20 protein-coding genes are annotated in these 25,014 nt (G+C 34.7%); 16 read left to right on the top strand and 4 right to left on the bottom strand.

Features of this window, described 5'->3' with window-relative positions:
• The first annotated feature begins 72 nt into the window (after positions 1 to 72).
• The 3 genes from HM983_RS12170 to HM983_RS12160 are packed head-to-tail and all read left to right on the top strand — an operon-like array spanning position 73 to position 1,637.
• Positions 73 to 615 (top strand): RNA polymerase sigma factor, encoded by a 543-nt coding sequence (locus HM983_RS12170; RefSeq protein ID WP_179345712.1) that lies wholly within the window; start codon positions 73 to 75, stop codon positions 613 to 615.
• 14 nt (positions 616 to 629) lie between these two features.
• Entirely contained in the window at positions 630 to 1,190 is a 561-nt protein-coding gene (locus HM983_RS12165) for a hypothetical protein (protein ID WP_179345711.1), read from the top strand.
• A 6-nt stretch (positions 1,191 to 1,196) separates the two neighbouring features.
• Positions 1,197 to 1,637: a hypothetical protein gene (locus tag HM983_RS12160; RefSeq protein ID WP_179345710.1), complete on the top strand. Its 441-nt coding sequence runs from the start codon at positions 1,197 to 1,199 to the stop codon at positions 1,635 to 1,637.
• A gap of 31 nt (positions 1,638 to 1,668) precedes the next feature.
• Here HM983_RS12160 and HM983_RS12155 read toward each other — a convergent pair whose 3' ends face one another.
• On the bottom strand, positions 1,669 to 2,754 hold the full coding sequence (locus HM983_RS12155) for a WD40/YVTN/BNR-like repeat-containing protein (protein ID WP_179345709.1): 1,086 nt from the start codon (positions 2,752 to 2,754) through the stop codon (positions 1,669 to 1,671).
• Positions 2,755 to 2,840: 86 nt separating this feature from the next.
• Positions 2,841 to 4,217, bottom strand: a complete 1,377-nt coding sequence (locus tag HM983_RS12150; RefSeq protein ID WP_179345708.1) for a vanadium-dependent haloperoxidase — start codon at positions 4,215 to 4,217, stop codon at positions 2,841 to 2,843.
• Between the two features lie 706 nt (positions 4,218 to 4,923).
• On the opposite strand from HM983_RS12150, the gene HM983_RS12145 reads away from it, so the two are divergent.
• From HM983_RS12145 to HM983_RS12085, 13 genes are all read left to right on the top strand, one after another.
• Entirely contained in the window at positions 4,924 to 6,138 is a 1,215-nt protein-coding gene (locus HM983_RS12145; protein ID WP_179345707.1) for an RsmB/NOP family class I SAM-dependent RNA methyltransferase, read from the top strand.
• 5 nt (positions 6,139 to 6,143) lie between these two features.
• Entirely contained in the window at positions 6,144 to 7,202 is a 1,059-nt protein-coding gene (locus tag HM983_RS12140) for an endonuclease (protein WP_179345706.1), read from the top strand.
• Between the two features lie 138 nt (positions 7,203 to 7,340).
• A complete protein-coding gene (gene purL, locus HM983_RS12135) occupies positions 7,341 to 11,024 on the top strand; it encodes a phosphoribosylformylglycinamidine synthase (RefSeq protein ID WP_179345705.1) in 3,684 nt (1,227 codons plus the stop codon).
• A 59-nt stretch (positions 11,025 to 11,083) separates the two neighbouring features.
• Positions 11,084 to 11,890 carry a helix-turn-helix domain-containing protein gene (locus HM983_RS12130; protein WP_179345704.1) on the top strand — a complete coding sequence of 269 codons (807 nt, stop codon included), beginning with the start codon at positions 11,084 to 11,086 and terminating at the stop codon, positions 11,888 to 11,890.
• Positions 11,891 to 12,209: 319 nt separating this feature from the next.
• Positions 12,210 to 13,982: an AMP-dependent synthetase/ligase gene (locus tag HM983_RS12125; protein ID WP_179345703.1), complete on the top strand. Its 1,773-nt coding sequence runs from the start codon at positions 12,210 to 12,212 to the stop codon at positions 13,980 to 13,982.
• A gap of 117 nt (positions 13,983 to 14,099) precedes the next feature.
• On the top strand, positions 14,100 to 14,537 hold the full coding sequence (locus HM983_RS12120; RefSeq protein WP_179345702.1) for a hypothetical protein: 438 nt from the start codon (positions 14,100 to 14,102) through the stop codon (positions 14,535 to 14,537).
• Between the two features lie 41 nt (positions 14,538 to 14,578).
• On the top strand, positions 14,579 to 15,610 hold the full coding sequence (locus HM983_RS12115; RefSeq protein WP_179345701.1) for a response regulator transcription factor: 1,032 nt from the start codon (positions 14,579 to 14,581) through the stop codon (positions 15,608 to 15,610).
• A gap of 108 nt (positions 15,611 to 15,718) precedes the next feature.
• Entirely contained in the window at positions 15,719 to 16,174 is a 456-nt protein-coding gene (locus HM983_RS12110) for a MarR family winged helix-turn-helix transcriptional regulator (RefSeq protein WP_179345700.1), read from the top strand.
• 1 nt (position 16,175) lies between these two features.
• On the top strand, positions 16,176 to 18,584 hold the full coding sequence (locus HM983_RS12105; RefSeq protein WP_179345699.1) for a 3-hydroxyacyl-CoA dehydrogenase/enoyl-CoA hydratase family protein: 2,409 nt from the start codon (positions 16,176 to 16,178) through the stop codon (positions 18,582 to 18,584).
• 84 nt (positions 18,585 to 18,668) lie between these two features.
• Positions 18,669 to 19,859 carry an acetyl-CoA C-acyltransferase gene (locus HM983_RS12100; protein ID WP_179345698.1) on the top strand — a complete coding sequence of 397 codons (1,191 nt, stop codon included), beginning with the start codon at positions 18,669 to 18,671 and terminating at the stop codon, positions 19,857 to 19,859.
• A gap of 27 nt (positions 19,860 to 19,886) precedes the next feature.
• Positions 19,887 to 21,695 carry an acyl-CoA dehydrogenase family protein gene (locus tag HM983_RS12095; RefSeq protein ID WP_179345697.1) on the top strand — a complete coding sequence of 603 codons (1,809 nt, stop codon included), beginning with the start codon at positions 19,887 to 19,889 and terminating at the stop codon, positions 21,693 to 21,695.
• Positions 21,696 to 21,788: 93 nt separating this feature from the next.
• Positions 21,789 to 23,366, top strand: a complete 1,578-nt coding sequence (locus HM983_RS12090; protein ID WP_179345696.1) for a nuclear transport factor 2 family protein — start codon at positions 21,789 to 21,791, stop codon at positions 23,364 to 23,366.
• Positions 23,367 to 23,375: 9 nt separating this feature from the next.
• Positions 23,376 to 23,570, top strand: coding sequence for a hypothetical protein (locus HM983_RS12085; RefSeq protein ID WP_179345695.1), 195 nt, complete (start codon positions 23,376 to 23,378; stop codon positions 23,568 to 23,570).
• 40 nt (positions 23,571 to 23,610) lie between these two features.
• Here the strand turns inward: HM983_RS12085 and gntA are convergent, their stop codons facing one another.
• Positions 23,611 to 24,297, bottom strand: a complete 687-nt coding sequence (gene gntA, locus HM983_RS12080; protein ID WP_317166966.1) for a guanitoxin biosynthesis heme-dependent pre-guanitoxin N-hydroxylase GntA — start codon at positions 24,295 to 24,297, stop codon at positions 23,611 to 23,613.
• A gap of 191 nt (positions 24,298 to 24,488) precedes the next feature.
• Positions 24,489 to 24,980, bottom strand: a complete 492-nt coding sequence (locus tag HM983_RS12075; protein ID WP_179345693.1) for a YciE/YciF ferroxidase family protein — start codon at positions 24,978 to 24,980, stop codon at positions 24,489 to 24,491.
• Between the last annotated feature and the right edge of the window lie 34 nt (positions 24,981 to 25,014).

The following is a 25,014-nucleotide window of genomic DNA, read 5'->3' as shown; positions in this document are numbered from 1 at the left end:
TGTTAATAAAAATTCTTAAATAATAAATTAAACTTTTTATAACTTCAGCAGTCTAAATTCGAAATACCCTTTTTGGAGAACGAAGTAGATTTTATAAAGCAATTACAAGATACAAAGTCTAAAGACGGTGCCTTTAGAGAGCTTTTACAGCTTTACAAAGAGCGCTTGTATTGGCATATACGTAATATTGTGATTTCGCACGATGATGCAGACGATGTATTACAGAATACATTTATTAAGGTGTATCGTAATATTCATAAATTCAAAGGCGATAGTCAATTGTTTTCATGGCTTTATAGAATAGCCACTAACGAAGCTATTACACACATCAATAAAAATGCAAAACGATTGCACATTAGTAATGAAGAGCATCAAAACAGGGCTATAAACAATCTTAAAGCAGATGTCTATTTTGAAGGAGATGAAATTCAGATTCAATTGCAAAAAGCGATAGCCACATTACCAGAAAAACAGCAATTGGTTTTTAATATGCGCTATTTTGATGATTTAAAATACAGAGATATGTCCGAAATACTTGATACGAGTGAAGGCGCACTAAAAGCTTCGTATCATATCGCAGTAAAGAAGATTGAGGCGTATTTAACTTCAGATTAAACCTTTTTGATAATTTGAAGTCTTATATAATAGATACTGAAACATCCCGATATAAATCGGAACAGCACAACGTGAAAAAAGAAAATTTACATAACATTAAGAATACAGGTTTTAAAACACCTGAAAATTACTTTGAAACTTTTGAAGCCGAGCTCTTAGATTGCTTATCTCAAAAAGAAGCTATTGGTATTGAAAAAACGGGATATAAAATTCCAGAAAACTATTTTGAAACGCTAGAAACTCGTGTGTTGCAAAATATCGAGGCTCAAAGTGAAACAAAAGTCGTTAAGCTAAGACCTAAACGAACTTTGTTTTATGTTGCAGGATTTGCAGCGAGCATTGTACTACTTATTAGTATTTTGTATACCAATAGAAATAACATCTCATTTGACAATTTAGATACAGTTGCAATTGAGAGTTATTTGTATCAAGAGGAATACTCTAACGAGGATTTGGCTGCACTATTTCAATCTGTTGATATATCGGAAACCGATTTTATAAATTTTGAAATTAGTGAAGAAACGTTAGACCAATATCTTGATACAATTGAAACCGAAGACCTTATTTTAGATTAATTAAACATGAAGAAATTACATACCCTTTTAGTTATACTATTTGTCTCGGCAAGCGTATTTGCCCAACGACCAGATAAAGAAAAAATTAAAGCGTTGAAAGTAGCGCACATAACCGAACAATTGGATTTAAGCAAGCAGGAAGCGCAACAGTTTTGGCCAGTTTATAATGCCAACGAGGAAGCAGAAAACAAATTAAGAGCAAAAACGAACGAAAGGCGCAAAAGAAAAAAAGCCGATGAGCTTTCGGAAAATGAAGCTAAAGCACTTTTAATGGATTTAATAAGTCTCGAAAGAGAAGAAGTAGAATTAGAGTCCAAATATTTAAACGATTTGCTTACCGTATTACCGGCAAAAAAAATTGTAGCACTTTTGCAAGCAGAGCGTTCCTTTAAGCGAAAAATGTTTGAAGAATATAAGTCGCGACACTCGAGAAATAGACGTAATTAAAAATAAAAGGAAGCTAAATAGCTTCCTTTTTTTATTCTTTAAATGTCAATTTGCTTATACGACCATTTCCAGCAGCGTATGCCACAGAATCATTTAAAAACCGAATCGTATAAAAGCCCTCATCACTTAAATGCTTCCAACTATTACCCGAGTCGTTAGTATAATCAATGCCTTTAAAACCAACAGCTACTAATTCTTTTCCGTTTCTATTTGGAATGTATTGTATGCAACTTCTATAACCAGGACCTTCACCATTTGCAACAACTTTCCATGTTTTTCCTCCATCACTCGTTTTTATTTTATTATTTAATGTGTCATTGGGTTTGGTATAATCTCCACCTATTGCAAAACCGTTCTTTTCATCATAAAAATCAATGGAATACATACCTGTGGTTTCCTTGCCTTGAATGATTGGAGTATCGTAAACTTCCCAGGTTTTTCCTTTATCTGGAGAATATAAAATTCGGCTCGCCTTACCTCCAGTGGCAACCCAAGTATTATCGCCAACAATAGCGATATTGGTGTCACTTGCGGCGAATGCAGCTTCACCTTCTTTGGCTTTTGGTAAATCTTCACAAGATAACTTTTTCCAAGTTTCGCCACCATCTCTGGTTATTATTATACTCATACAATCGTCGGTTGGGTCACCAATTGCTATACCTTCTTTTTCGTTCCAAAAGTCAATAGAATCATAAAACACCTTCTCATCGCTCTCCTCATAAACAAGTTTCGGTGTCTTTGACTTTCTATATAGTTTATAAAGTCTTGCAGGATTACCAATCGATATTGCAAACAAAATACCTTTAACGTCTTTTATTGCTCTAAAATGAAGTGGTTGGTCATTAAAGGTAATAACATTCTTAAAGTGTTCCTTACCATTATTTGTAGACAAATCGTTTAAATTAATTTTAAATTGTGAATTCAAGGCATGTTTTCCAATATGGTCATTACTTCCATATAAAATATACTCATCGTTAAATTCTAATGCTCTTATGCTCAACAATGAGTCTTCAACTATTGGCTCTATAACTACTTCAGAAACATTTGGCGGTCTGACATAATCGTCTTGGCAAGAGGTTATACCTAATAAAAGCAAACTGATGATTAAATATTTCATAAATAAAAATTTTCCTAAAAATAGAAAAAGCTTAGCGATAAAACGCAAAGCTTTTCATACTAACAATAATCCATCAATGAACCTAATTATTCAAATACATTATAATTATTTATGGCATCAGCAACCTCATAACCTAATCGTAAACCTTCATCGCTATCTGCCTGAACGTGTACACCCAAAAGCACTCGAGAATAGCTATTTTCTTCTGCCATAGCGCTAAATGAACTAAACTGTCTTGAACTGCCTCTAAATTCCGTTCTGCCTTCATGGGTACTTTCAAGAAAATGTATACTGTCGCCACCAAATATATCTATAAAAACTCCAGCTGCTGCACCTGCAAACGTTGCGTGGCCAGAAGGATAACTTGGAAAAGATGGATTTGGAATGGCAACCAATCTTGCCAAATTTGTCACATAATCTGGATTAATATGCTGCTCAATATAGGTACTTGGTCGCTCAGTGTTATAAGTATATTTATCTGCCCATGCAGAAACCACACCATCATTCATTGCGAAACCCAACTTTAAGAATAGTTCTAAAGTTTTTTCATAACCTAATTCTGCTTGCTCCACGAGTTGTACAGCAATAGAAAATTGTCGTCCTGGCGGACTCATCATAAGTCCTTCAACGTCATCTGACCAAAATTCGGCAATCCACAAATCTTCATTGTCTTCCAATCTTGCCGCAGTTGCAATGGTATTTACCTCATTCATTTTTGCGTAGTAATCACTAAATTCATCATGGCTATACACAAAAGGTGGAGCAATACTCAGAGTTTCATTTGGTGAGATTACAAAAGTTCTCACTTCTCCCCAATAAGGAAACCAGGCGACTTCGCCGTCAACTGGCTCCCATAATCCATCACCTACAGGTGGCACAAAAGACTCTGGGGTTTGGTCAATAATTTGAGCTTCAGCCTGATTATCGGTTTGGCTGTAAGCTATCACTTGCTGAGCAACATACGTGCCCCAATCCACGGAGCTTTCTATTTCTTGTTGTGACAGGCCAGTTGATAATTCAGTTTCCTTTTCGTTATGCAAAATTGAAATTCCGGCCTGTGCATTTGGCGCCAAATAAAACATAAAATGATCAAAAACCAGAGCATAAGCTGTATTTAAAGCCAAATCCAAATTAACATTTTCACTTCTTTCATCCGGATTAATATTAAAGCCCTGAAGCCTGTTTCGGTTTGAGGTATAACTAGCCATATCTGCCACAGCGGTTTCGTAACCAGCCAAATGAATGTAGGCTAGAGCTCTTGCTGTAGAATTTGGTCTCATGCCATTTGTTGCTTGGTCCAAGTCCAACCATAGAGTGTTCCAATCCTTTATGAGCTCCATTGTTCTATTGGTCTGAATAATGGTATCGTCATCAATTTGAGATGCATCATCGTTAGAACATGATTGAAGCACCAAGAACACCAATAGAATTGGATATACTATTTTCAATTTTGGACTTTTCATATTTTATTGTATTTTTTTTATTCCGCACAACCATTAAAAATCTTGAAATCTCTTCCGAAGTTCTGAAACAATTAGTCAAAATAAATAATTTTCAAATCAACTCCAATCATCATTTAATTAGCAATATAATTCAAACTTTTTAGTTCATTGTACGTGAAGACAAATACAACTCAAGTTCTTATTTTTATTGTTACTTATTGTGCTCCTCTCGTTTGAGTTTTGGGGCTTTTCTAAAATCGTTTTCATTTTTGGTGGTCAATTGCACAATCCCTTTACCTAAATTCATCCCTTATAGTTTTTTGAAACTTCTTCTATTAATCATCAAACGGAAGCTCCTGAAAAATTCAAAAGTATAAAAATCTCACCTACACTAAATCCTCTCTATTTTCCGTATTTAGAATGAATGACATACATATGCTAAATTATTTTTGCCGATAATCATCCAACAAGGTTGAAAACACGCTGTGGCTTTTTAACTTTAGTTCTTCTATGAGTAAATTTTCTGTCAACTGTTGATGATTCATCTTACTTAATTATATTTCGATGCAATTTTCAACAAAAACTTGTGTTAAACCATAAAAATATAAAAGCTTCGCTATTAACCCATAAACAAATGCACAAATAAACATTTTAACGTACCTTTGCACGTCCTTTTTTAGTACGCGATTTTTACTGAATACTGAGGACTGTTTACTGAAAACTGATTATGAGATTACACAGAAACTTATGCTTTGCCGTTATAGATGGTTTACACCAAATTTTTAACGAAGGTGAATATGCCGATAAGGTGATTCAAAAACTGTTAAAGCGCGATAAGCGTTGGGGAAGCAGAGATAGAGGCTTTGTTGCAGAAACGGTTTACGAAATCGTTCGGTACAAAAGATTATATGCGGAAATTGCCGACGTTAAAGAACCATTTGATAGAGACAACCTTTGGCGCATTTTCGCCGTTTGGGCAACCTTGAAAGGTATAAAATTACCAGATTGGAAATACTTTACAGATACTCCAACACGAAAAATAAAAGGACGTTTCGACGAACTTTCTAAAATTAGAAAATTTCGGGAATCTGTACCAGATTGGATTGATGAACTCGGTGAGAAAGAACTTGGCGATACCGAATGGACCAAAGAACTCGCTAAACAAAACGAGCAAGCCGATGTCATACTACGTGTCAACACGTTAAAAACCAATAAAGAGGATTTACAGCTCAAGCTTCAATCTGAAAATATTGAAACTGAGTCTTTACCAAATCATCCGTCGGCACTAAAATTAAAAGAACGTGCGAATGTTTTTATGACCGAAGCGTTCAAAGATGGTTGGTTTGAAGTACAGGACGCATCTTCACAGTTGGTTGCAGATTTCTTAGACGTAAAACCAGGCATGAAAGTTGTAGATGTTTGTGCAGGAGCTGGAGGAAAAACATTACACATAGCGGCCTTAATGGAAAATAAGGGCCAAGTGATTTCCATGGATATTTATGAAAGTAAATTAAAAAAGCTCAAAATCAGAGCGCGAAGAAATGGTGTTCATAACATTGAAATGAAAGTCATCGATTCTACAAAACCAATTAAAAAATTACATGGTAAAGCAGATCGGTTATTAATTGATGCTCCATGTTCTGGTTTAGGTGTTCTACGCAGAAATCCTGATGCTAAATGGAAATTACAGCCGGAATTTGTGGAGAGCATCAAACAAACCCAACAAGAGGTTTTAGAGCAGTACTCTAAAATGGTAAAACCTGGAGGAAAAATGGTTTACGCAACATGTTCCGTACTACCTTCTGAGAACCAAGAACAAATTGATAAATTCTTAACATCCGAAGCCGGAAAAGAATTTAACTTCGTAAAGGACAAAAAAATATTGGCGCACAAATCTGGTTTTGATGGATTTTATATGGCGCTTTTGGAAAAGAAAAATTAAAAATTATGAAACAAATTTACCTTCTTTTTTTATTTATAACTTCATTTACTCTAGCACAGCAGCAGCCCTATTATGATGGTATAGACTTTAGCCAAACTGGAGATAACCTCAAAAATCTTTTAGGTCAGTTAATTGACGATGCTAACGAAAACTACACTTACGGTGATATTAGAGATGACTTCAAAATCATGGAATTAGATCCTCAAGATAACACAAACTCGAATGTATTATTAACTTACGGATTTGTGAATTCAGTGAGCTGCTCTTCTGGTCAAACAGATCGCAGACTTAGAGATAAAGATGCTTTTGGAGGTGGTACTTGTGAATATAATCGTGAACACGTTTTTGCAAGGTCTAATGCGAATCCTGGTATGGGACCAACTAGCAATAGCTTTACTGGTATTGTTGCAGACCCTCATAATTTGCGCGCTACAGATGTACAAAGAAATGGCAATAGAGGCAGTAAAAAATTCGCTAACGGAACTGGTAATTCAGGAGATGTTGGCAGCGGAAACTGGTATCCTGGTGACGAATGGAAAGGGGATATTGCTCGCATTATGATGTACATGTATACCCGCTATGGAGACCGCTGCTTACCAGAATTGAATGCTGTTGGTACAAAACAAGGCTCTACAGACATGCTTCAAGTTCTGTTACAATGGAATGTCGAAGACCCAGTGTCACTCGTCGAAGATGCAAGAAACAACCGATTAGAAGTCGTTTACGAAAACAGAAACCCATTTATAGACAACCCTTATATTGCTACTGTAATTTGGGGTGGACCCGAAGCCGAAGATCGTTGGGGAACATTGTCGTACGAAACTGCCGAGTTAGACGCGACTTTAAATATTTCACCAAATCCTGCCAAAGATTTTGTTAATGTCAGTATTGGTAACGGTGCTGTAACACGTATCGAAATTTACGATGTTCTAGGTAAACGTGTCTTTGTTCGAAAAATTAATGAGTCTATGCGATTAGATATTAGGAGTCTAAAATCTGGACTATATCTTTTTAAATTTATTCAAAACGATAAAACGACAACAAAAAAATTAATTGTACAGTAATTAAAAGCAGCTTTAGGCTGCTTTTTTTTGTTCAAAACCTGTTGAATAAGTATTAGATTCTATTTTCAGAATATCGAATCAATAAAACAAAATAAGTTAACTTTGTATTTTATTTTTCACATCAAAATCAGACTATAAATGATTCATTTCTTTGGAAACCAAAACAGCACCGTTTTTGCTGTTCAAGCCACAAAAGAATTATCGACCGATACCATTTCAAAATTGACTTGGCTATTTGGTGACCAATCAAAAATTGAACAAGCATCCATCGATGCTTTTTTTGTTGGACCAAGAGCTGCAATGATAACACCTTGGAGCACCAATGCGGTTGAAATTACCCAAAACATGGGTATTGAGGGCATAATGAGAATTGAAGAATTTAAAGCTCGTTCTAAAGATTTTAAGGATTACGATCCAATGATTTCTGAACAATACGATGGTCTTAATCAAGATATTTATACCATTGATATTCAACCTGAAGATATTAAACAAATCGAAGATATTTCAGCATATAATGAAGCTGAAGGTTTAGCCTTAAATGATGAAGAAATAGAATATTTAAAAGGTGTCTCAAATCGAATTGGAAGACCTTTAACCGATTCTGAAGTTTTTGGCTTTTCACAAGTAAATTCTGAACATTGTCGTCATAAAATTTTTAACGGAACATTTATCATTGATGGTGAGGAAAAGGAGATGTCATTATTTAAAATGATAAAAGAAACCTCTAGAAAAAATCCAAATGATATTGTTTCGGCTTATAAAGATAATGTCGCATTTATAAAGGGTCCTAAAGTGGAGCAATTCGCACCAAAACGGGCTGATATACCGGATTATTACAGAACCCAAGATTTTGAGTCTGTAATTTCACTTAAAGCCGAAACCCATAATTTCCCAACAACGGTTGAACCTTTTAATGGAGCAGCAACCGGTTCTGGTGGAGAAATAAGAGACAGATTGGCTGGAGGAAAAGGCTCTTTACCATTAGCAGGTACAGCGGTTTACATGACATCTTATTCAAGATTAAATAACGAACGACCATGGGAAAAGGCGTTTCCAGAACGAAAATGGCTATACCAAACTCCAATGGATATTTTAATCAAAGCCAGTAATGGAGCTTCTGACTTTGGAAATAAATTTGGTCAGCCGTTAATTTGCGGTTCGGTTCTTACGTTTGAACATCAAGACGAAAATGGTAAAATTGGATACGATAAAGTGATTATGCAAGCTGGAGGTATTGGATATGGAAAATTAGATCAAGCTATAAAAGAGACTCCAAAAGCAGGTGATAAAATCGTGGTTTTAGGTGGTGACAACTACCGCATTGGCATGGGAGGAGCAGCAGTTTCCTCTGCGGATACCGGTGAATTTGCATCCGGAATTGAGCTTAACGCAGTACAGCGATCTAATCCTGAAATGCAAAAACGTGCCGCAAATGTGATACGTGGTATGGTTGAAAATGATCAAAACGACATCATTTCCATTCATGATCATGGAGCTGGTGGACATCTTAACTGTCTTTCCGAGTTAATTGAAGATACTGGTGGCTGCATCGATTTAGACCAATTGCCTGTTGGTGACCCAACCCTTTCCAATAAAGAAATAATTGGTAACGAATCCCAAGAACGTATGGGACTTTTGATTGCCGAAAAAAATCTAGACCACATTGACAAAATAGCACAAAGAGAACGCTCTCCACTATATACAGTTGGTGATGTTACAGACGATAAACACTTTTGTTTCGAATCGAAAACCACAGGAGAAAAACCAATGGATTTAGATTTAGACGATATGTTTGGTAGTTCTCCCAAAACTATAATGAAAGACCAAACGGTAGAGAAAAACTACAGCGAGATTTCTTATAACAACAATAAATTTTATGATTATTTAGATCAAGTACTTCAACTTGAAGCTGTAGCTTGTAAAGATTGGCTAACCAACAAAGTAGACCGATGTGTAGGTGGTCGTGTTGCAAAGCAACAATGTGTTGGACCTTTGCAATTACCTTTAAATAATGTTGCAGTAATGGCACTCGATTTTAAAGGAAAAGAAGGCGTAGCAACAAGTATTGGCCACTCACCTATTTCAGGTTTAATTAATCCAGTGGCTGGTAGCAGAAATTCCATTACCGAAGCATTGACCAATATCATTTGGGCTCCACTTAAAGACGGCCTGCAAAGTGTATCACTTTCAGCTAACTGGATGTGGCCTTGCAACAATAAAGGCGAAGACGCGAGATTATACGAAGCTGTAAAAGCAATTTCAGAATTCGCTATTGATTTGGGTATAAATGTACCGACAGGAAAGGATTCACTTTCCATGAAACAAAAATATCCTGATGGTGACGTAATCGCGCCCGGCACAGTAATAATTTCGGCAGCTGCAAACTGTAGTGATATCAATAATGTTGTTGAGCCTGTTTTTCAACATAATAAGGGATCGATTTATTATATTAATCTATCACAGGATTCTTATAAATTGGGAGGCAGTTCTTTTGCACAGATTAATAATAAAATTGGCAATACAACTCCGAATATTAAAAGTGCAGATTACGTTAAAAATGTTTTCAACACAATTCAGAAATTAATCCGAAACAATAAAATTGTTGCTGGTCACGATGTCGCCTCGGGCGGATTGATTACAACGCTTTTAGAAATGTGTTTTGCTAATAATAATATTGGCGCTGAAATTGATTTATCGAGTTTAAGTGAAAAAGACTCCTTTAAAATTTTATTTGCTGAAAATGCAAGTATTGTATTTCAGTCTGAAGATGATTCAGTTGAAACTGTGTTAAAAGATGCCAACATTGAGTTCTATAATATTGGACGTGTGATGAAAAGTGACGTCTTAGGTATTATTAATGGCGGTGAGGTATTTACAATGACCGTTTCAAGATTACGAGACATGTGGTATAAAACCTCATATTTACTCGACCAGAAACAAACAGCAAACGGATTAGCTAAAGAACGATTTGAGAATTATAAAAATCAACCTTTAGAATATAACTTTCCTCAAAATTTCAAAGGGAAACTTCCAGTCATTTCTAGCACAGACGAAAAATCCCGTCCGAAAGCCGCAATCCTTCGAGAAAAAGGAAGTAACTCGGAACGTGAAATGGCAAATGCCATGTATTTGGCAGGTTTTGATGTTAAGGACGTTCACATGACCGATTTAATTTCGGGCCGTGAAAATTTGGAGGATATCCAATTTTTAGGAGCTGTTGGCGGTTTTAGTAATTCTGATGTTTTAGGTTCTGCCAAAGGTTGGGCAGGTGCCATTAAATACAACGAAAAAGCTAACAAAGTCATTAAAAATTTCTTTGACAGAAAAGACACTTTGTCTGTAGGTATTTGTAATGGAGCACAGCTTTGGATGGAATTAGATTTAGTTAATCCAGATCACGATGAGCATGGGAAACTAACCTATAATGATTCTGGTAAACATGAAAGTGTTTTTACATCTGTAGAAATACAGAAAAATAATTCTGTGATGCTTTCAAGTTTTGAAGGCAGCAAACTGGGTGTTTGGATTTCTCATGGAGAAGGAAAATTTAAATTTCCATATTCGGAAGACAGGTATGATATTGTTGGTAAATATGGTTATGAGGCATATCCTGCTAATCCTAATCACTCTGATTTTAACACTGCAATGCTTTGTGATAATACCGGAAGACATTTAGTCACTATGCCACATATTGAACGTTCTATTTTTCAATGGAATTGGGCACATTACCCAAAAGAAAGAAAAGATGAAGTTTCACCTTGGCTACAGGCTTTTGTTAATGCTCGAATGTGGATAGAAAACAAAAACAATCACCACAATTAATGAAAACCATTATTGTTTACTGATTTTTTGTCGTATTTTACCTACATTAATTTTTAAGTATGACATTAAAATATTATGACACTAATTCTTTAAGCCACTTAGCGTTTGAAATATTTTCCTTGTGTTTTAGCGAAAAAGTTCTACCTTTTGAATCTCATGTTCTGCCTAACTGTAACACCTCATTAACCTTTATATATGGGAAAAAACAGAGCGTAACCTCTAAAAAACAAGAGACAAAATTAAATGGACTTATGCTAACTGGCCAATTTTATAAGTCCTATGAATTTTCAGTTAAAGAAACAGGTACGTCATTTGGAATTATCCTCAAGCCTACAGCGCTTTACAAATTAACTAAGCAAGACATTTCTCAAATTAATAACAAACATTTACCGTTACTGGATTTTTCCAAAATGCTTCATGAAATTCTCAATCCTATTTTTGTGAAGCATGAAAACAATTTTGATAATTTATATCATTCGCTTTGCAAAATGTTACTCAAAATACCTCTAGAAATAGATAAAAAAGTACAAAAAATTGACCAAGCAATTGCAAGTATACATGCTAAAAATGGTATGCTCAATGCCACAGATTTATCAGAGGAATACGACCAATCCCAAAAATCATTGGAGACCCAATTCAAAAAAATTGTTGGCCTTACACCAGGAAAATATATTAGAACATACCGGTTTTTAAATTTGATGAGAAAATTTGAAAGCAATCAAATTGATTTAAAAGATCTTATCTACAGCTACGATTATTACGATCATTCTCACTTTAGTAAAGATTTTAAGTATTTTATGAATCAATCCCCAAGAGACTATTTTGAGACTGACAATTTTTTTCTCAACGAGTACCTTTCCAAGTAGCTTCGATTTTTTACACGAGTAATAATAATTTTGTTGATATATTCGCCAAGATGCTATCCGCTTGTTTCTATAAATTAATTATTTAGGGTTATTAATTTTATAAAATACAGCACAGAGGGGTATTAATAGCATCATTAGTAAAAAAGGACTTTTTTCAAAGTCCTTTTTTGATTTTAAAATTGTAGTGATTTTATAATTTTTACACTAGGTTTTATTCAATTGCTATAACTTAGGATGTTTCAAATTAATAATAGTTAGGATAATTAAGGTTTATTTTTATATTTTCGTAGCATCCCACACTAATTATTGCTAAATACATATGATAGAGATTACTCGCCTTTTTGATTTCCCTTATTATCAATTAGAGAATCAGCCAAACGATGCTGCATTAGTAACTAAATACAATGGTAAATGGACACCAATGTCCACTAAAGAATATTTAGATAAATCAAATGCTGTTAGTAGAGCACTCTTACGTTTAGGAATTAAGAAAAACGATAAGATTGCTGTTATCTCATCAACCAATAGAACTGAATGGAATATCATGGACATAGGTATTTTGCAATTGGGTGCTCAAAATATACCTATATATCCAACAATTTCTGCAGATGATTATGAATACGTTCTTAATCATAGTGAGGCGATCTACTGTTTTGTATCTGATACCGAAGTGCTTGAAAAAGTTCGAAAAATACAGAGTAAAACAAAAATTAAAGAAGTTTATTCCTTCAATCAAATTGAAGGTTGTAAGCATTATTCTGAATTATTTGAGCTCGGCGAGGACTCCAGCAATCAAAATGAAGTTGAAGACCGAAAAGCAGCCGTAAAACCTGAGGATTTAGCGACTATAATTTATACATCCGGCACCACAGGCAAACCCAAAGGTGTTATGTTGTCTCATTGGAATATTACCAGCAATGCTTTGGATGCATCAAAAAGACTGCCTGATATGGGGCAGGACACTAAAATTTTAAGCTTTTTACCGATTTGCCATATTTTTGAGCGTGTACTCATATATATATACCAATATGCCGGAACATCGATCTATTTTGCTGAAGGTATAGATAAGATTGGTGACAATGCAAAAGAGATTAAACCTAATCTTATGAGCGTTGTACCACGATTATTGGAGAAGGTCTATGACAAAATAATGGCCAAAGGTTCTGATCTTACTGGAATAAAAAAATCATTGTTCTTTTGGGCGGTTGCACTTGGGGAAAAATGGAAACCTTACAAGGAAAACGGTCCATGGTATGAGTTTAAACTAAAAATAGCCAACAAACTTATATTTAATAAATGGCGAGATGCACTTGGTGGAGAACTTACCACAATGGTTTCTGGTAGTGCCGCATTACAGCCTCGATTATCTCGAATTTTCGGCGCGGCAGGGATGAGAGTCATGCAAGGTTACGGGCTTACTGAAACCTCGCCTGTAGTTTCCGTAGAAAAATATGAAGGTAAATTATTTAAAATAGGAACAGTTGGCAAACCTATTGACAATGTTGAAGTGAAAATTGCTGACGATGGCGAGCTATTAATAAAAGGGCCCAACGTTATGCTAGGCTACTATAAAGATCCTGAAAAGACAGCTCAAGTTATGACAGGCGAGTATTTTCACACTGGAGACAAAGGAGAGATAGATAATGAAGGATTTTTAAAAATCACTGGTCGTAAAAAAGAAATGTTTAAAACCTCTGGTGGAAAGTATGTAATTCCTACATTATTAGAAAACGAACTAAAACAATCTCTTTTTATAGAACAGATAATGGTAATTGGAGAAGGCGAAAAAATGCCAGCAGCACTAATTCAACCAAATTTTGAATACATTGAAGATTGGATCTCAAAAGAGGGTAAGTCGATAGACAAGACTCATGAAGCCATCGCCTCGTCAGAATTGGTGATAAAGCAGATACAGAGTGATGTAGATAAATGCAACTCTCACTTTGGCAAATGGGAACAAATTAAGCGTTTTGAGCTGACTCCAGAAGTTTGGTCCATTGACGAAGGTCACCTCACTCCTACGATGAAGATGAAGCGAAATATTATACGTGATAAATACAATGATCTTTACGAAAAGATCTATCGATCTTAATAAACAAAGGTTTAGCACGTTTTTAAGCCTTTATTCGATCCTTTTTCATACTGATTTCTTATTAAATCTTAACTGGCTCTATGTAGCTTTGTAATATAATTTTTAAAATGTATCATTATGAAACTATTCAAATTTATCATGTCATTGATTTTAACACTGACTTTTTCACTAAGCACGCTTGCCCAGTCAACAGAATTTAAAACTTCACGTAATCTAGGATTTAAAGATTCATCTAAGACACAAGAAATCACTATAAATATTAAGGAAAAAACTTCTAATCTAACGTTTGAGATTTTATGTAAGGTAAAGGAGGGTAATGTAACTGTGGAGATTTATGACCCATCTGGTCATAAACAAGGTGAATTTGCAGTTGAGAGTATAGAGTCTCAATCAGATTCAGATGGTGAAGTATCATTATTCAGTGCTATAGCCGACGGTGTATCAGGAGAAATTAAAAAAGCAGTTTATGAGCCAGAATTAGGCAAATGGGTGGTAAAATTTATTCCAAAAAAAGCAACTGGCAGAATCCAAATAATTTCATATCAACTGCAATAATCGATTAAGGTTAATTAAATCAGAAAAAAAAATTAACTAAATTGAAACAAACCAACCTATTCTTTTCAATAAATGTGAAACGTTATTTTCTATTAATTATACTTATTTATTTTAATATTTATACACATGGACAAACCAGTAATAATAATACACAAATTGAAGGGCATATAAAGTTAGATTCCATCTGGAACAAGAAACTCTATCTATCCCATATTTCTGATTTCAGCAAAATGTACACCATGTCCAGAAGTATGATTATAGCTGAGTCTAAGGTTGATAGTTTAGGCTTTTTCAAATTTAGAACTGATTTTTTACCAATAGAGAACAACTTATATCGTATTCATGTATCTAAGAAAGGTTCTTCAGAAGCATCAATAATCATTGGTGGTAAGGATGAAAATCATTTTTTCTTAATTGCAAACAAATCATCTGAAATTAAAATTTTAAACGATAGCAAAATTTTTAATAATGTGACTTTTATAAGGGATGAAAAAAACAAAATCTTAAGTGAAATAGACGACATTGTTAGGTTGATTGATAGCACCAATTTCAATTCAACTAAAATTAAAAGTGACTTTGTTAGCAATGCCTTCAACGAACAACTTAGGCAAATTGCAGATACGTGCTCCTACCCTTTGGTATCACTTTACGCATTGCACAAAAGTAAATTTGAACAAGACATAAAAAATAATACTCAATTTTATCAAGATTTTTTGGATAAACAGCAAAATGTGAATTCAGTTTATTTTCAAAATTTCAAAAACAAGGTACCAGCTCGTAAGACCTTATCTGGTAAGAACAGCTATATTGTCTTAATCAGTTTTATTGCCTTTGGATTAGGCTTTTTATTAAATACGTTATTAAACAGAAAGAAAAGAGAAAAAAATAATCCAATTAAAACACTAAGTATTCAAGAACGCAAAGTTTATAGATTATTAAAAGCAGGGAAATCCAATAAAGAAATTTCAGAAGAATTAAATATTGGTGTTAGTACGGTAAAATCGCACGTCAGTAACATATATTCCAAACTTAGCGTTAAATCTAGAAAAGAAGCTATAAATTTTCCCTTATAAAACTATATAGTTCCTCCACATCCTAATTTAGTCAACACATAAAATTTTGCTAAATACTATGCATGCATAGTATTTTTTTAGTATATTTGAAACACTATTTTAGGAATAATGAAAGACAAAACTATTGATTACGTGCTTAGGACCACTTGGTTAGCCGTAAATAAAATGTATAATGAAGAAGCCGCACAATTTGGTACAACCATGGCCACTGGTTTTGCTTTATTAAGTATTGACCCAGAAAATGGTACTCCGTCGACATCGCTAGGTCCAAAAATGGGCATGGAAGCTACAAGCCTTTCTCGTACTCTTAAAACTATGGAAGAGAAAGGACTAATTGAGCGAAAGCCAAATCCTGAAGATGGTCGTGGCGTTTTAATTTTTCTAACTGAATTTGGAAGGGAAAAAAGAGCCTACTCAAGAGAAAAAGTGCTCACTTTCAACGAAACCATTAAAAGAAATGTTTCAAGTGAGGAATTAAATAATTTTTACAAAGTAACAGAAGTCATCAACAATATGATTTCAAACAAACAGATATACAACCAAAAAGAACATAGTTTAAAATAAGATGAGTAAACGTAGAATAAAAAAAATAGCCATTATAGGATCAGGAATTATGGGAAGTGGTATCGCTTGTCATTTCGCCAATATTGGTGTAGATGTTTTGCTTTTGGACATCGTGCCAAGAGAGTTAAACGAGAAAGAAAAATCAAGAGGTCTAACTTTAGAAGATGAGGCAGTAAGAAACCGCTTGGTTAATGAAGCCCTTGCAGCGTCGATAAAATCGAAACCTGCTCCACTCTATCATCCATCATTTGCCAATAGAATCACAACTGGTAATTTAGAAGATGATATTGCAAAAGTTAAGGATGTCGATTGGATTATGGAAGTAGTTGTTGAACGACTTGATATTAAAAAACAAGTCTTCGAAAAACTTGAAAAACATAGAAAACCAGGTACGTTGATTACATCAAACACATCTGGGATTCCAATTAAATTTATGAATGAGGGTCGTAGTGAAGATTTTCAGAAGCATTTCTGTGGAACCCACTTTTTTAATCCAGCTCGCTATTTAAAGTTATTCGAAATTATTCCTGGCCCAAAGACAGACCAAGAGGTATTGGATTTCTTAAATGAATATGGTGAAAAATTCTTAGGTAAAACTTCGGTTATTGCCAAGGATACACCAGCTTTTATAGGTAACCGAATTGGAATATTCTCAATAATGAGTTTATTTCACACTGTAAAGGATTTAGATCTAACCATTGAGGAAGTCGATAAATTATCTGGACCAGTAATAGGTAGACCAAAATCTGCAACGTTCAGAACCGTTGATGTGGTTGGTTTAGACACATTAGTCCACGTGGCAAATGGTATAAAAGAAAACTGTCCACAAGATGAACGTAATGAACTGTTTGTGCTTCCTGACTTCATCAACACTATGATGGAAAACAAATGGTTGGGTAGCAAAACAGGACAAGGTTTTTATAAGAAGGTTCGAAAAGACGATGGCTCTTCTGAGATACTCTCTCTCGATTTAAATACTTTGGAATATCGCTCTGCTCAAAAAGCAAAATTTGCCACTCTAGAATTGACCAAGACCGTTGATAAGGTTGCTGATCGTTTCAAAATCCTTGTAAAAGGAAAGGATAAGGCAGGTGAGTTTTACAGAAAGAGTTTTTCTGCTTTGTTTGCATACGTTTCAAACCGTATTCCAGAAATCACGGATGATTTATACAAGATTGACGATGCTATGAAAGCTGGATTTGGATGGGAACATGGTCCATTTCAGATTTGGGATGCTATCGGTGTTGAAAAAGGTATCGAAATGATGAAAGCAGAAGGTTTAGAACCTAATGCATGGGTTAAAGAAATGTTAGAGTCTGGAACCAAATCATTTTACACAGTTAAAGATGGAGCAACTTACGCTTATGACATTCCTTCTAAAGAACATCAAAAAATCCCTGGACAGGATAGCTTTATCATTTTAGATAATATTAGAAAAACCTCAGAAGTCTTTAAAAATTCTGGAGTTGTAGTCGAAGATTTGGGAGATGGTATTTTAAACGTAGAATTCCAATCGAAAATGAACACCATTGGTAGTGATGTTCTTTCAGGACTCAATAAAGCTATTGATATCGCTGAAAAAGATTTCGCTGGATTGGTTGTTGGTAATCAAGCAGCAAATTTTTCCGTTGGTGCCAATATCGGGATGATTTTTATGATGGCTGCCGAGCAAGAATATGATGAGCTAAATGCTGCCATTAAGTATTTTCAGGATAGTATGATGCGTATGCGATATTCTTCTATCCCAACAATAGCAGCACCTCATGGAATGTCACTTGGTGGTGGTTGTGAATTATCAATGCATGCAGATAAAGTAGTTGCAGCAGCAGAAACTTACATAGGACTCGTAGAATTTGGAGTTGGTGTAATTCCTGGTGGCGGAGGCTCTAAGGAAATGGCCTTAAGAGCACAAGACACTTTTAGAAAAGGAGATGTTGAGCTAAATACGCTTCAAGAGTATTTTCTAACTATAGGGATGGCAAAAGTGGCAACTTCAGCTTACGAAGCTTACGATTTGGGACTTCTTCAAAAAGGAAAAGATATTGTGGTGGTTAACAAAGACAGACAAATCGCAGTCGCTAAACAACATGCCATGTTAATGTCGGATATGGGTTATACACAACCTGTAAAACGAACCGATATCAAAGTTCTTGGTAAACAAGCGTTGGGTATGTTCTTAGTTGGTACGGATTCTATGGAAGACAGCAACTACATTAGTGAACACGATAAAAAAATCGCTAATAAATTGGCATATGTCATGGCAGGTGGAGATTTATCTGAACCGACCGAAGTTAGCGAGCAATATCTATTGGACTTAGAGCGTGAAGCTTTCTTGTCTCTTTGTACAGAAAGAAAAACATTGGAAAGAATCCAACATATGTTAACTAAAGGGAAACCACTTCGCAACTAGTTGCGAAAAGTAATAAGGAATTAGTAATCAAGGGCAAGTAGCTCACTAACTACTAATTACTAACAACTAAATACAAAGAATAAAATGAAAACAGCATATATAGTAAAAGCATACAGAACCGCAGTTGGTAAAGCACCTAAAGGCGTGTTTCGTTTTAAAAGAACAGATGAATTAGCAGCAGAAACCATTCAGCATATGATGAAGGAACTGCCAAATTTAGACAAAAAACGTATCGACGATGTTATCGTTGGTAACGCCATGCCAGAAGGCTCTCAAGGATTAAACATGGCACGATTTATATCATTAATTGGTTTAAATAGTGTTGATGTTCCTGGTGTAACCGTAAACCGTTTTTGTGCCTCTGGTATTGAAACAATCGGAATTGCTGCGGCAAAAATTCAAGCAGGAATGGCAGATTGTATAATCGCAGGTGGAGCAGAAAGTATGAGTAGTGTACCTATGACAGGTTTTAAACCAGAACTCAATTACGAAACCGTAAAAGCGGGTCACGAAAATTATTATTGGGGAATGGGCAACACTGCAGAAGCGGTTGCCAATCAATTCAATGTGTCTCGAGAAGACCAGGATGAATTCGCTTACAATTCACACATGAAGGCTTTAAAGGCGCAAGCCGAAAATCGTTTTCAAGACCAAATTGTTCCAATAGAAGTTAACGAAACGTTTGTTGATTCCAATGGAAAAAAAGCAACAAAATCTTATACTGTAAGTAAAGACGAAGGACCAAGAGCAGGAACAAGTTTAGAGGCTTTAGCAAAATTACGTCCCGTATTTGCTGCTAAAGGAAGTGTAACTGCAGGTAACTCTTCACAAATGAGTGATGGAGCTGCATTTGTTATGATTATGAGCGAAGAAATGGTAAAAGAATTAAATCTGGAGCCTATCGCAAGATTGGTAAACTATGCTGCGGCAGGTGTTGAGCCTCGTATTATGGGTATTGGACCAGTAAAAGCCATTCCGAAAGCATTAAAACAAGCAGGTTTAAAACAAGATGATTTAGCGCTTATTGAACTAAACGAAGCTTTTGCTTCACAGTCAATTGCAGTAATTAGAGAGTTAGATCTTAATCCAGATATTATTAATGTAAATGGAGGAGCAATAGCTTTAGGCCATCCCCTAGGCTGTACAGGTACAAAACTATCCGTACAACTTTTTGATGAAATGCGTAAGCAGGACATGAAAGGAAAATATGGTGCAGTAACCATGTGTGTTGGTACAGGTCAGGGTGCTTGTGGAATATTTGAATTTTTAAATTAAATAAAAGAACTTAATACAATTATATAAATGGAAACAGTTGAAAAAGACATCCTACGTGGAGGTCAATTCTTAGTAAAAGAAACAAATTGTGAGGACGTTTTTACTCCTGAAGATTTTTCAGAAGAGCAACAAATGATGAAAGAGTCCGTAATGGAATTCAACGAACGTGAAATCATTGCACACAAACCACGTTTCGAAGCTCGGGATTTTGCCTTAACAGAAGAAGTGATGCGCAAAGCCGGAGAAATGGGATTTTTGGGTGTAGCCGTACCAGAAGCTTATGATGGTCTCGGTATGGGCTTCGTATCAACAGTATTAACCTGTGATTATATTTCTTCAGGAACTGGGTCATTTAGTACAGCCTTTGGTGCTCATACAGGTATTGGTACTATGCCAATTACTTTATACGGAACCGAAGAGCAAAAGAAAAAATATGTTCCTAAATTGGCAACAGGAGAATGGTTTGGAGCCTACTGCTTAACCGAACCAGGTGCAGGTTCTGATGCAAATTCCGGAAAAACAATCGCGGAATTATCTTCAGATGGAAAAACATATAAAATCAACGGTCAAAAAATGTGGATCTCAAATGCAGGTTTCTGTAGTTTGATGATTGTTTTTGCACGTATTGAAGACGATAAAAACATCACTGGGTTCATTGTTGAGTATGATGCCGAAAATCCAAACGGTATAACGCTTGGTGAAGAAGAGCATAAATTAGGAATTAGAGCAAGTTCTACCCGTCAGGTTTTCTTTAATGATACAGAAGTACCAGTAGAAAATATGTTAGCCGGTCGTGGGGAAGGTTTTAAAATAGCCATGAATGCTTTAAATGTTGGCCGTATCAAGTTAGCTGCTGCTTGTTTAGATTCTCAGCGTAGAATTTTGACAACTGCCGTTCAATATGCCAACGAGCGTAAACAATTTAAAACACCGATTGCAGATTTTGGTGCCATTAAGACCAAGCTAGCCGAAATGGCAGCAAGTGCTTATGCTGGCGAATCTGCAACTTATAGAGCTTCAAAAAATATTGAAGATCGCATTGCAATGCGCGAAGCTGCCGGAAATTCTCATCAAGAAGCAGAATTGAAAGGTGTTGAAGAATATGCAATTGAATGTTCAATCTTAAAAGTAGCAGTTTCCGAAGATGTTCAGAATTGTGCAGATGAAGGAATCCAAATTTTTGGCGGTATGGGATTCTCAGAAGAAACACCAATGGAAGCAGCTTGGCGAGATGCCCGAATTGCACGCATATACGAAGGCACAAACGAAATTAACAGAATGCTTTCCGTTGGAATGCTGGTTAAAAAAGCGATGAAAGGTCATGTAGATTTATTGGGTCCTGCACAAGCAGTACAAGAAGAATTAATGGGAATACCGTCGTTTGAAACACCTGATTATTCTGAGTTATTTGCTGAAGAAAAGGACATGATTAAAAAACTTAAAAAAACATTTTTAATGGTTGCTGGCGGAGCAGTTCAAAAATATGGTCAAGACTTGGAAAAACACCAACAACTTTTGATTGCTGCTGCTGATATTCTGATTGAAATCTATATGGCAGAATCCGCAATTTTAAGAACAGAAAAGAACGCTAAGCGTTTTGGAGAAGAAGCTCAATCGGCTCAAATAGCAATGTCAAAATTATATTTGTATCATGCCGTTGATATTGTTGAAGAAAAAGGAAAAGAAAGTATTATTTCTTTTGCAGAAGGTGACGAACAACGCATGATGTTAATGGGTCTTAAACGTTTTACAAAATATCAGAACTATCCAGATATTGTTGATTTACGTATTGAGATTGCTGAAAAGGTTAAAGCAGAAAATAAGTACTGCTTTTAGTTTAGGTTAAGTTTAAGTTGAGAAAGAAGCCAATTCATTTTTTTGAATTGGCTTTTTAAATTTTACTATATTTAACTCACTCAAAACCAAATCATGAAAACTCAACTATTATACCTACTTATCTTTTTTACTTCTTTTGTTTTTTCTCAAACTGATACGGAGATTTTTCTTTTTGATGTAGAAGTGAATAATTCAAAAATTTCAATTAAAAATGGTAAAAACATATCAAACAACACGGGTTACGATAACCAACCATCATTTTTAGAGGACTATAAAATTTTGTTTTCTTCCACTAGAAACAATCAAACAGATATTGCTATTTACAATCTTAGAGACAGCAGTAAAATTTATGTGAGTAACACAGATGGTGGCGAATATTCACCTCTCAAAATTCCTAATAAAGATCAAGTTTCTGCTGTTAGACTAGATCCAGACGGCAAACAACGACTGTACTCATATCAAATAGACAATGGAACATCGACCGAACTCATTAAGGATTTGGTCATTGCATATTATACATGGTTTAATAAAGATATCATTGTTGCTGCAGTAATCGAGGGTGAACAACTAAATTTATACAGTATTAATATTGAACAGGGAACGCATCAAAAAATAGCCAACAATGTTGGCCGTTCATTTCACAGTATCCCAAATTCCAATCTTATAAGTTTTATTTCCAAGGAAAATGATAAACTTTGGCAAATAAAATCACTTAATCCAACAACCGGTAAAACCAAGCTAATTGCTAACACTCTAAAGGGTGTTGAGGATATCTGTTGGCTCAATAGTCAAAATTTAATTTCTGGAAGAGGTAGCATTTTATATAAACTAAGGTTAAATAAAGATTATAATTGGAAAAAAGTGGCTGATTTGTCAAACAAGGGAATCACCAATATTACCCGTTTGGCTGCACACAAAGATGCATCAAAATTACTGCTCACCGCAGATGTACCAGCAAATACAGTCGATTCGAATATTACTGATTCAAGTAAGGATTTAACTTCCGATAAAGCCGCACAGATTGTACAAAAGCATATTGGGCCATTTAACGACAGAAACCTAGATAAATTTGCTAATGCTTTTACGGAAAATGTAACTGTAAATCGGTTTCCTGATGAAAATATGTACACAGGTCGCGATAAACTGAAAGAAAATTATAAGGAGTTTTTTAAACGAGTTAAAAACTCAAATGTGAAAGTATTAAATCGAATGATTTTAAAAAATGTTGTTGTGGACGAAGAACTTGTAACCCTTGACAATGCAACAAAACGGCAAGTTACTATTTATGAGACTCTAGACAATGGTATAAGTTCCATGACATTTATTGAAAATTCAAAATCAAAAAAGAAGTCCGAAATTCTTATAAACGAGCAATTAGTAAGATATAACGAAAAAGATATTAAAGCCTTTGGTAGAACATATGCTAAAAATGTAAAAGTTTATAATTACCCAAGTAATTTAGTAATTGAAGGACGTGATGCACTAAGAAATAACTACATAACCCTTTTTGAAAGTGCACCTGATTTATATGCAGAAGTTGAAAACAGAATAATTATTGGTGACAAAGTCATTGACAAAGAAAAAGTAAAAATAAATGGCGAATTTGTTTATGTTATTGCCATATATGAAATTAGAAATAAGTTAATTCAAAGAGTTACTTTCATTCAATAATTCAATTTAATGAGAATATTCATCATTTTATTGTCGCTTACCTATTTCAGTTGTACAGCACAATCCAAAACCCAAGAACCAAAACTGAATAACATCGCATTGATCGCTGGCACTTGGCATGGTGAAGCATTTGGAGGAAAAACCGAAGAGATATCAGACTTTTGCTTATCCTCAACAACTTCGACCATTAAATACTATTTTTAATGTAGATTAAATGCTCTCTTTGATTTAAATTAAATTATGTTCATTTTTCCTTGTTTTTAAATTGGCCTTCCCAATTCTCTTGAGGCTTTACACTCGAAAACTGTAACAATTTACTAGACACAGGGTTTACGTTACCAAATAAGTTCATCTCCCTTTCTTGAATATGATTTCGACTTTTACGATATAAATTATGTTTTCTCAACTGTTCAGATTGCCAGTTCAAATTAAAAACTAATATTGGATACTTGGTACGTCGCGCTGTTATTGAACATTCAGGATGCATGCTTGCAATACAAAACGCTTTACCTTTAATACTGAAGCTGAAATTACTATTTCCAAGGTCTTTTGAAACTGTATCATCCCAAGGTACATTATCATACATATTAATGAAACTGAGCAATTGCCATAAAGCATTCTCAAATTCTTCTTCTGAGCTGAAATATTCGTCCGGAAATACAGCTATATATGTTCTATATCTATCACTCTCAAAGTCGTAATTTTCTAAAAAGTTTTCAATATTTTCTAGTATCTGCTGAGCAGTAAATGAAGATTCTATTTTTGAATATATATCGAAATCATATGTCTTTTGTTCAGCCAAGGTTTGTGCCGCAAAACAGGGATGGTCACTCTTTAAAATAAATTTATGGAGATCCTTTTTAACCGAAAATTTTCTATTACTCATATAAAGATTACTAAAAGATCTTTTTAGTTTTTTCCTTATTCCCATAATTCAAATTTTTACAATTTTTATAATAATAATTCAAAAATAGATATGGTAATTGCGTAAAACAATCATTAGTTAGTCCTAAACGAATAGGCTATTTTTTTTATTTAAAAGAGCATCGTAATGTTATGATTGAATCAAATTAATCACTCAACGATAATTAAATATGTTGACACATTATTGCAAATTCTTAATTATACCTGCTCAACTGCTCTATAGTTTAAAAAAACCTTAGCCAACAAACTTAATTTGTCATTAGTGCCATACTCTTCATTTAGGGTTTCTTGTAATAGGGAAGCAATTCTGTAAAGTCCAAGTTCTTTGGCATAGCAAACAGCCGTACCATATGCGCAAATTTCAAAATGTTCAATACGCTGAAGCTCAGCAATCAATCCTGCATTAAATACATTAGAATTCTTAACATTGATCATAAACTCTTTCATTTGATCAAATAGGCCACTTATAGCGGTAAATTCTGCTCGATTATTATTAAACTTTAAATCTTTAGATATAGCATCTAATCTAGATATTTGCGCTCTAGTTTCTTTTAAATGAAATTTCAGTGCATTTTTTAATTTGGGTTCATCAATTTTCTCAATAATTAGAGGAAAATAATTGATAGTTAAATCCTCAACACAATAAAGCGCTTTTAGTTGGTGACAAAGTAAATCTTTTAAATTTTCCATTGAGTTGAATTTTTGCTAATTCTACTCTCAAAAT

The sequence above is a fragment of the Winogradskyella ursingii genome (genome assembly GCF_013403975.1).
GTDB lineage: Bacteria > Bacteroidota > Bacteroidia > Flavobacteriales > Flavobacteriaceae > Winogradskyella > Winogradskyella ursingii.
Note: the sequence above shows the minus strand (reverse complement) of the source record. Positions and strands in the feature narration are given on the sequence as shown.

Bases quoted from the DNA above. Each gene is read 5' to 3' on its own strand.
- HM983_RS12160 (WP_179345710.1), top strand. From the start codon at position 1,197: ATGAAGAAATTACATACCCTTTTAGTTATACTATTTGTCTCGGCAAGC.
- HM983_RS12155 (WP_179345709.1), bottom strand. From the start codon at position 2,754: ATGAAATATTTAATCATCAGTTTGCTTTTATTAGGTATAACCTCTTGC.
- HM983_RS12150 (WP_179345708.1), bottom strand. From the start codon at position 4,217: ATGAAAAGTCCAAAATTGAAAATAGTATATCCAATTCTATTGGTGTTC.
- HM983_RS12145 (WP_179345707.1), top strand. From the start codon at position 4,924: ATGAGATTACACAGAAACTTATGCTTTGCCGTTATAGATGGTTTACAC.
- HM983_RS12140 (WP_179345706.1), top strand. From the start codon at position 6,144: ATGAAACAAATTTACCTTCTTTTTTTATTTATAACTTCATTTACTCTA.
- purL (WP_179345705.1), top strand. From the start codon at position 7,341: ATGATTCATTTCTTTGGAAACCAAAACAGCACCGTTTTTGCTGTTCAA.
- HM983_RS12130 (WP_179345704.1), top strand. From the start codon at position 11,084: ATGACATTAAAATATTATGACACTAATTCTTTAAGCCACTTAGCGTTT.
- HM983_RS12125 (WP_179345703.1), top strand. From the start codon at position 12,210: ATGATAGAGATTACTCGCCTTTTTGATTTCCCTTATTATCAATTAGAG.
- HM983_RS12120 (WP_179345702.1), top strand. From the start codon at position 14,100: ATGAAACTATTCAAATTTATCATGTCATTGATTTTAACACTGACTTTT.
- HM983_RS12110 (WP_179345700.1), top strand. From the start codon at position 15,719: ATGAAAGACAAAACTATTGATTACGTGCTTAGGACCACTTGGTTAGCC.
- HM983_RS12105 (WP_179345699.1), top strand. From the start codon at position 16,176: ATGAGTAAACGTAGAATAAAAAAAATAGCCATTATAGGATCAGGAATT.
- HM983_RS12100 (WP_179345698.1), top strand. From the start codon at position 18,669: ATGAAAACAGCATATATAGTAAAAGCATACAGAACCGCAGTTGGTAAA.
- HM983_RS12095 (WP_179345697.1), top strand. From the start codon at position 19,887: ATGGAAACAGTTGAAAAAGACATCCTACGTGGAGGTCAATTCTTAGTA.
- HM983_RS12090 (WP_179345696.1), top strand. From the start codon at position 21,789: ATGAAAACTCAACTATTATACCTACTTATCTTTTTTACTTCTTTTGTT.
- HM983_RS12085 (WP_179345695.1), top strand. From the start codon at position 23,376: ATGAGAATATTCATCATTTTATTGTCGCTTACCTATTTCAGTTGTACA.
- gntA (WP_317166966.1), bottom strand. From the start codon at position 24,297: ATGGGAATAAGGAAAAAACTAAAAAGATCTTTTAGTAATCTTTATATG.
- HM983_RS12075 (WP_179345693.1), bottom strand. From the start codon at position 24,980: ATGGAAAATTTAAAAGATTTACTTTGTCACCAACTAAAAGCGCTTTAT.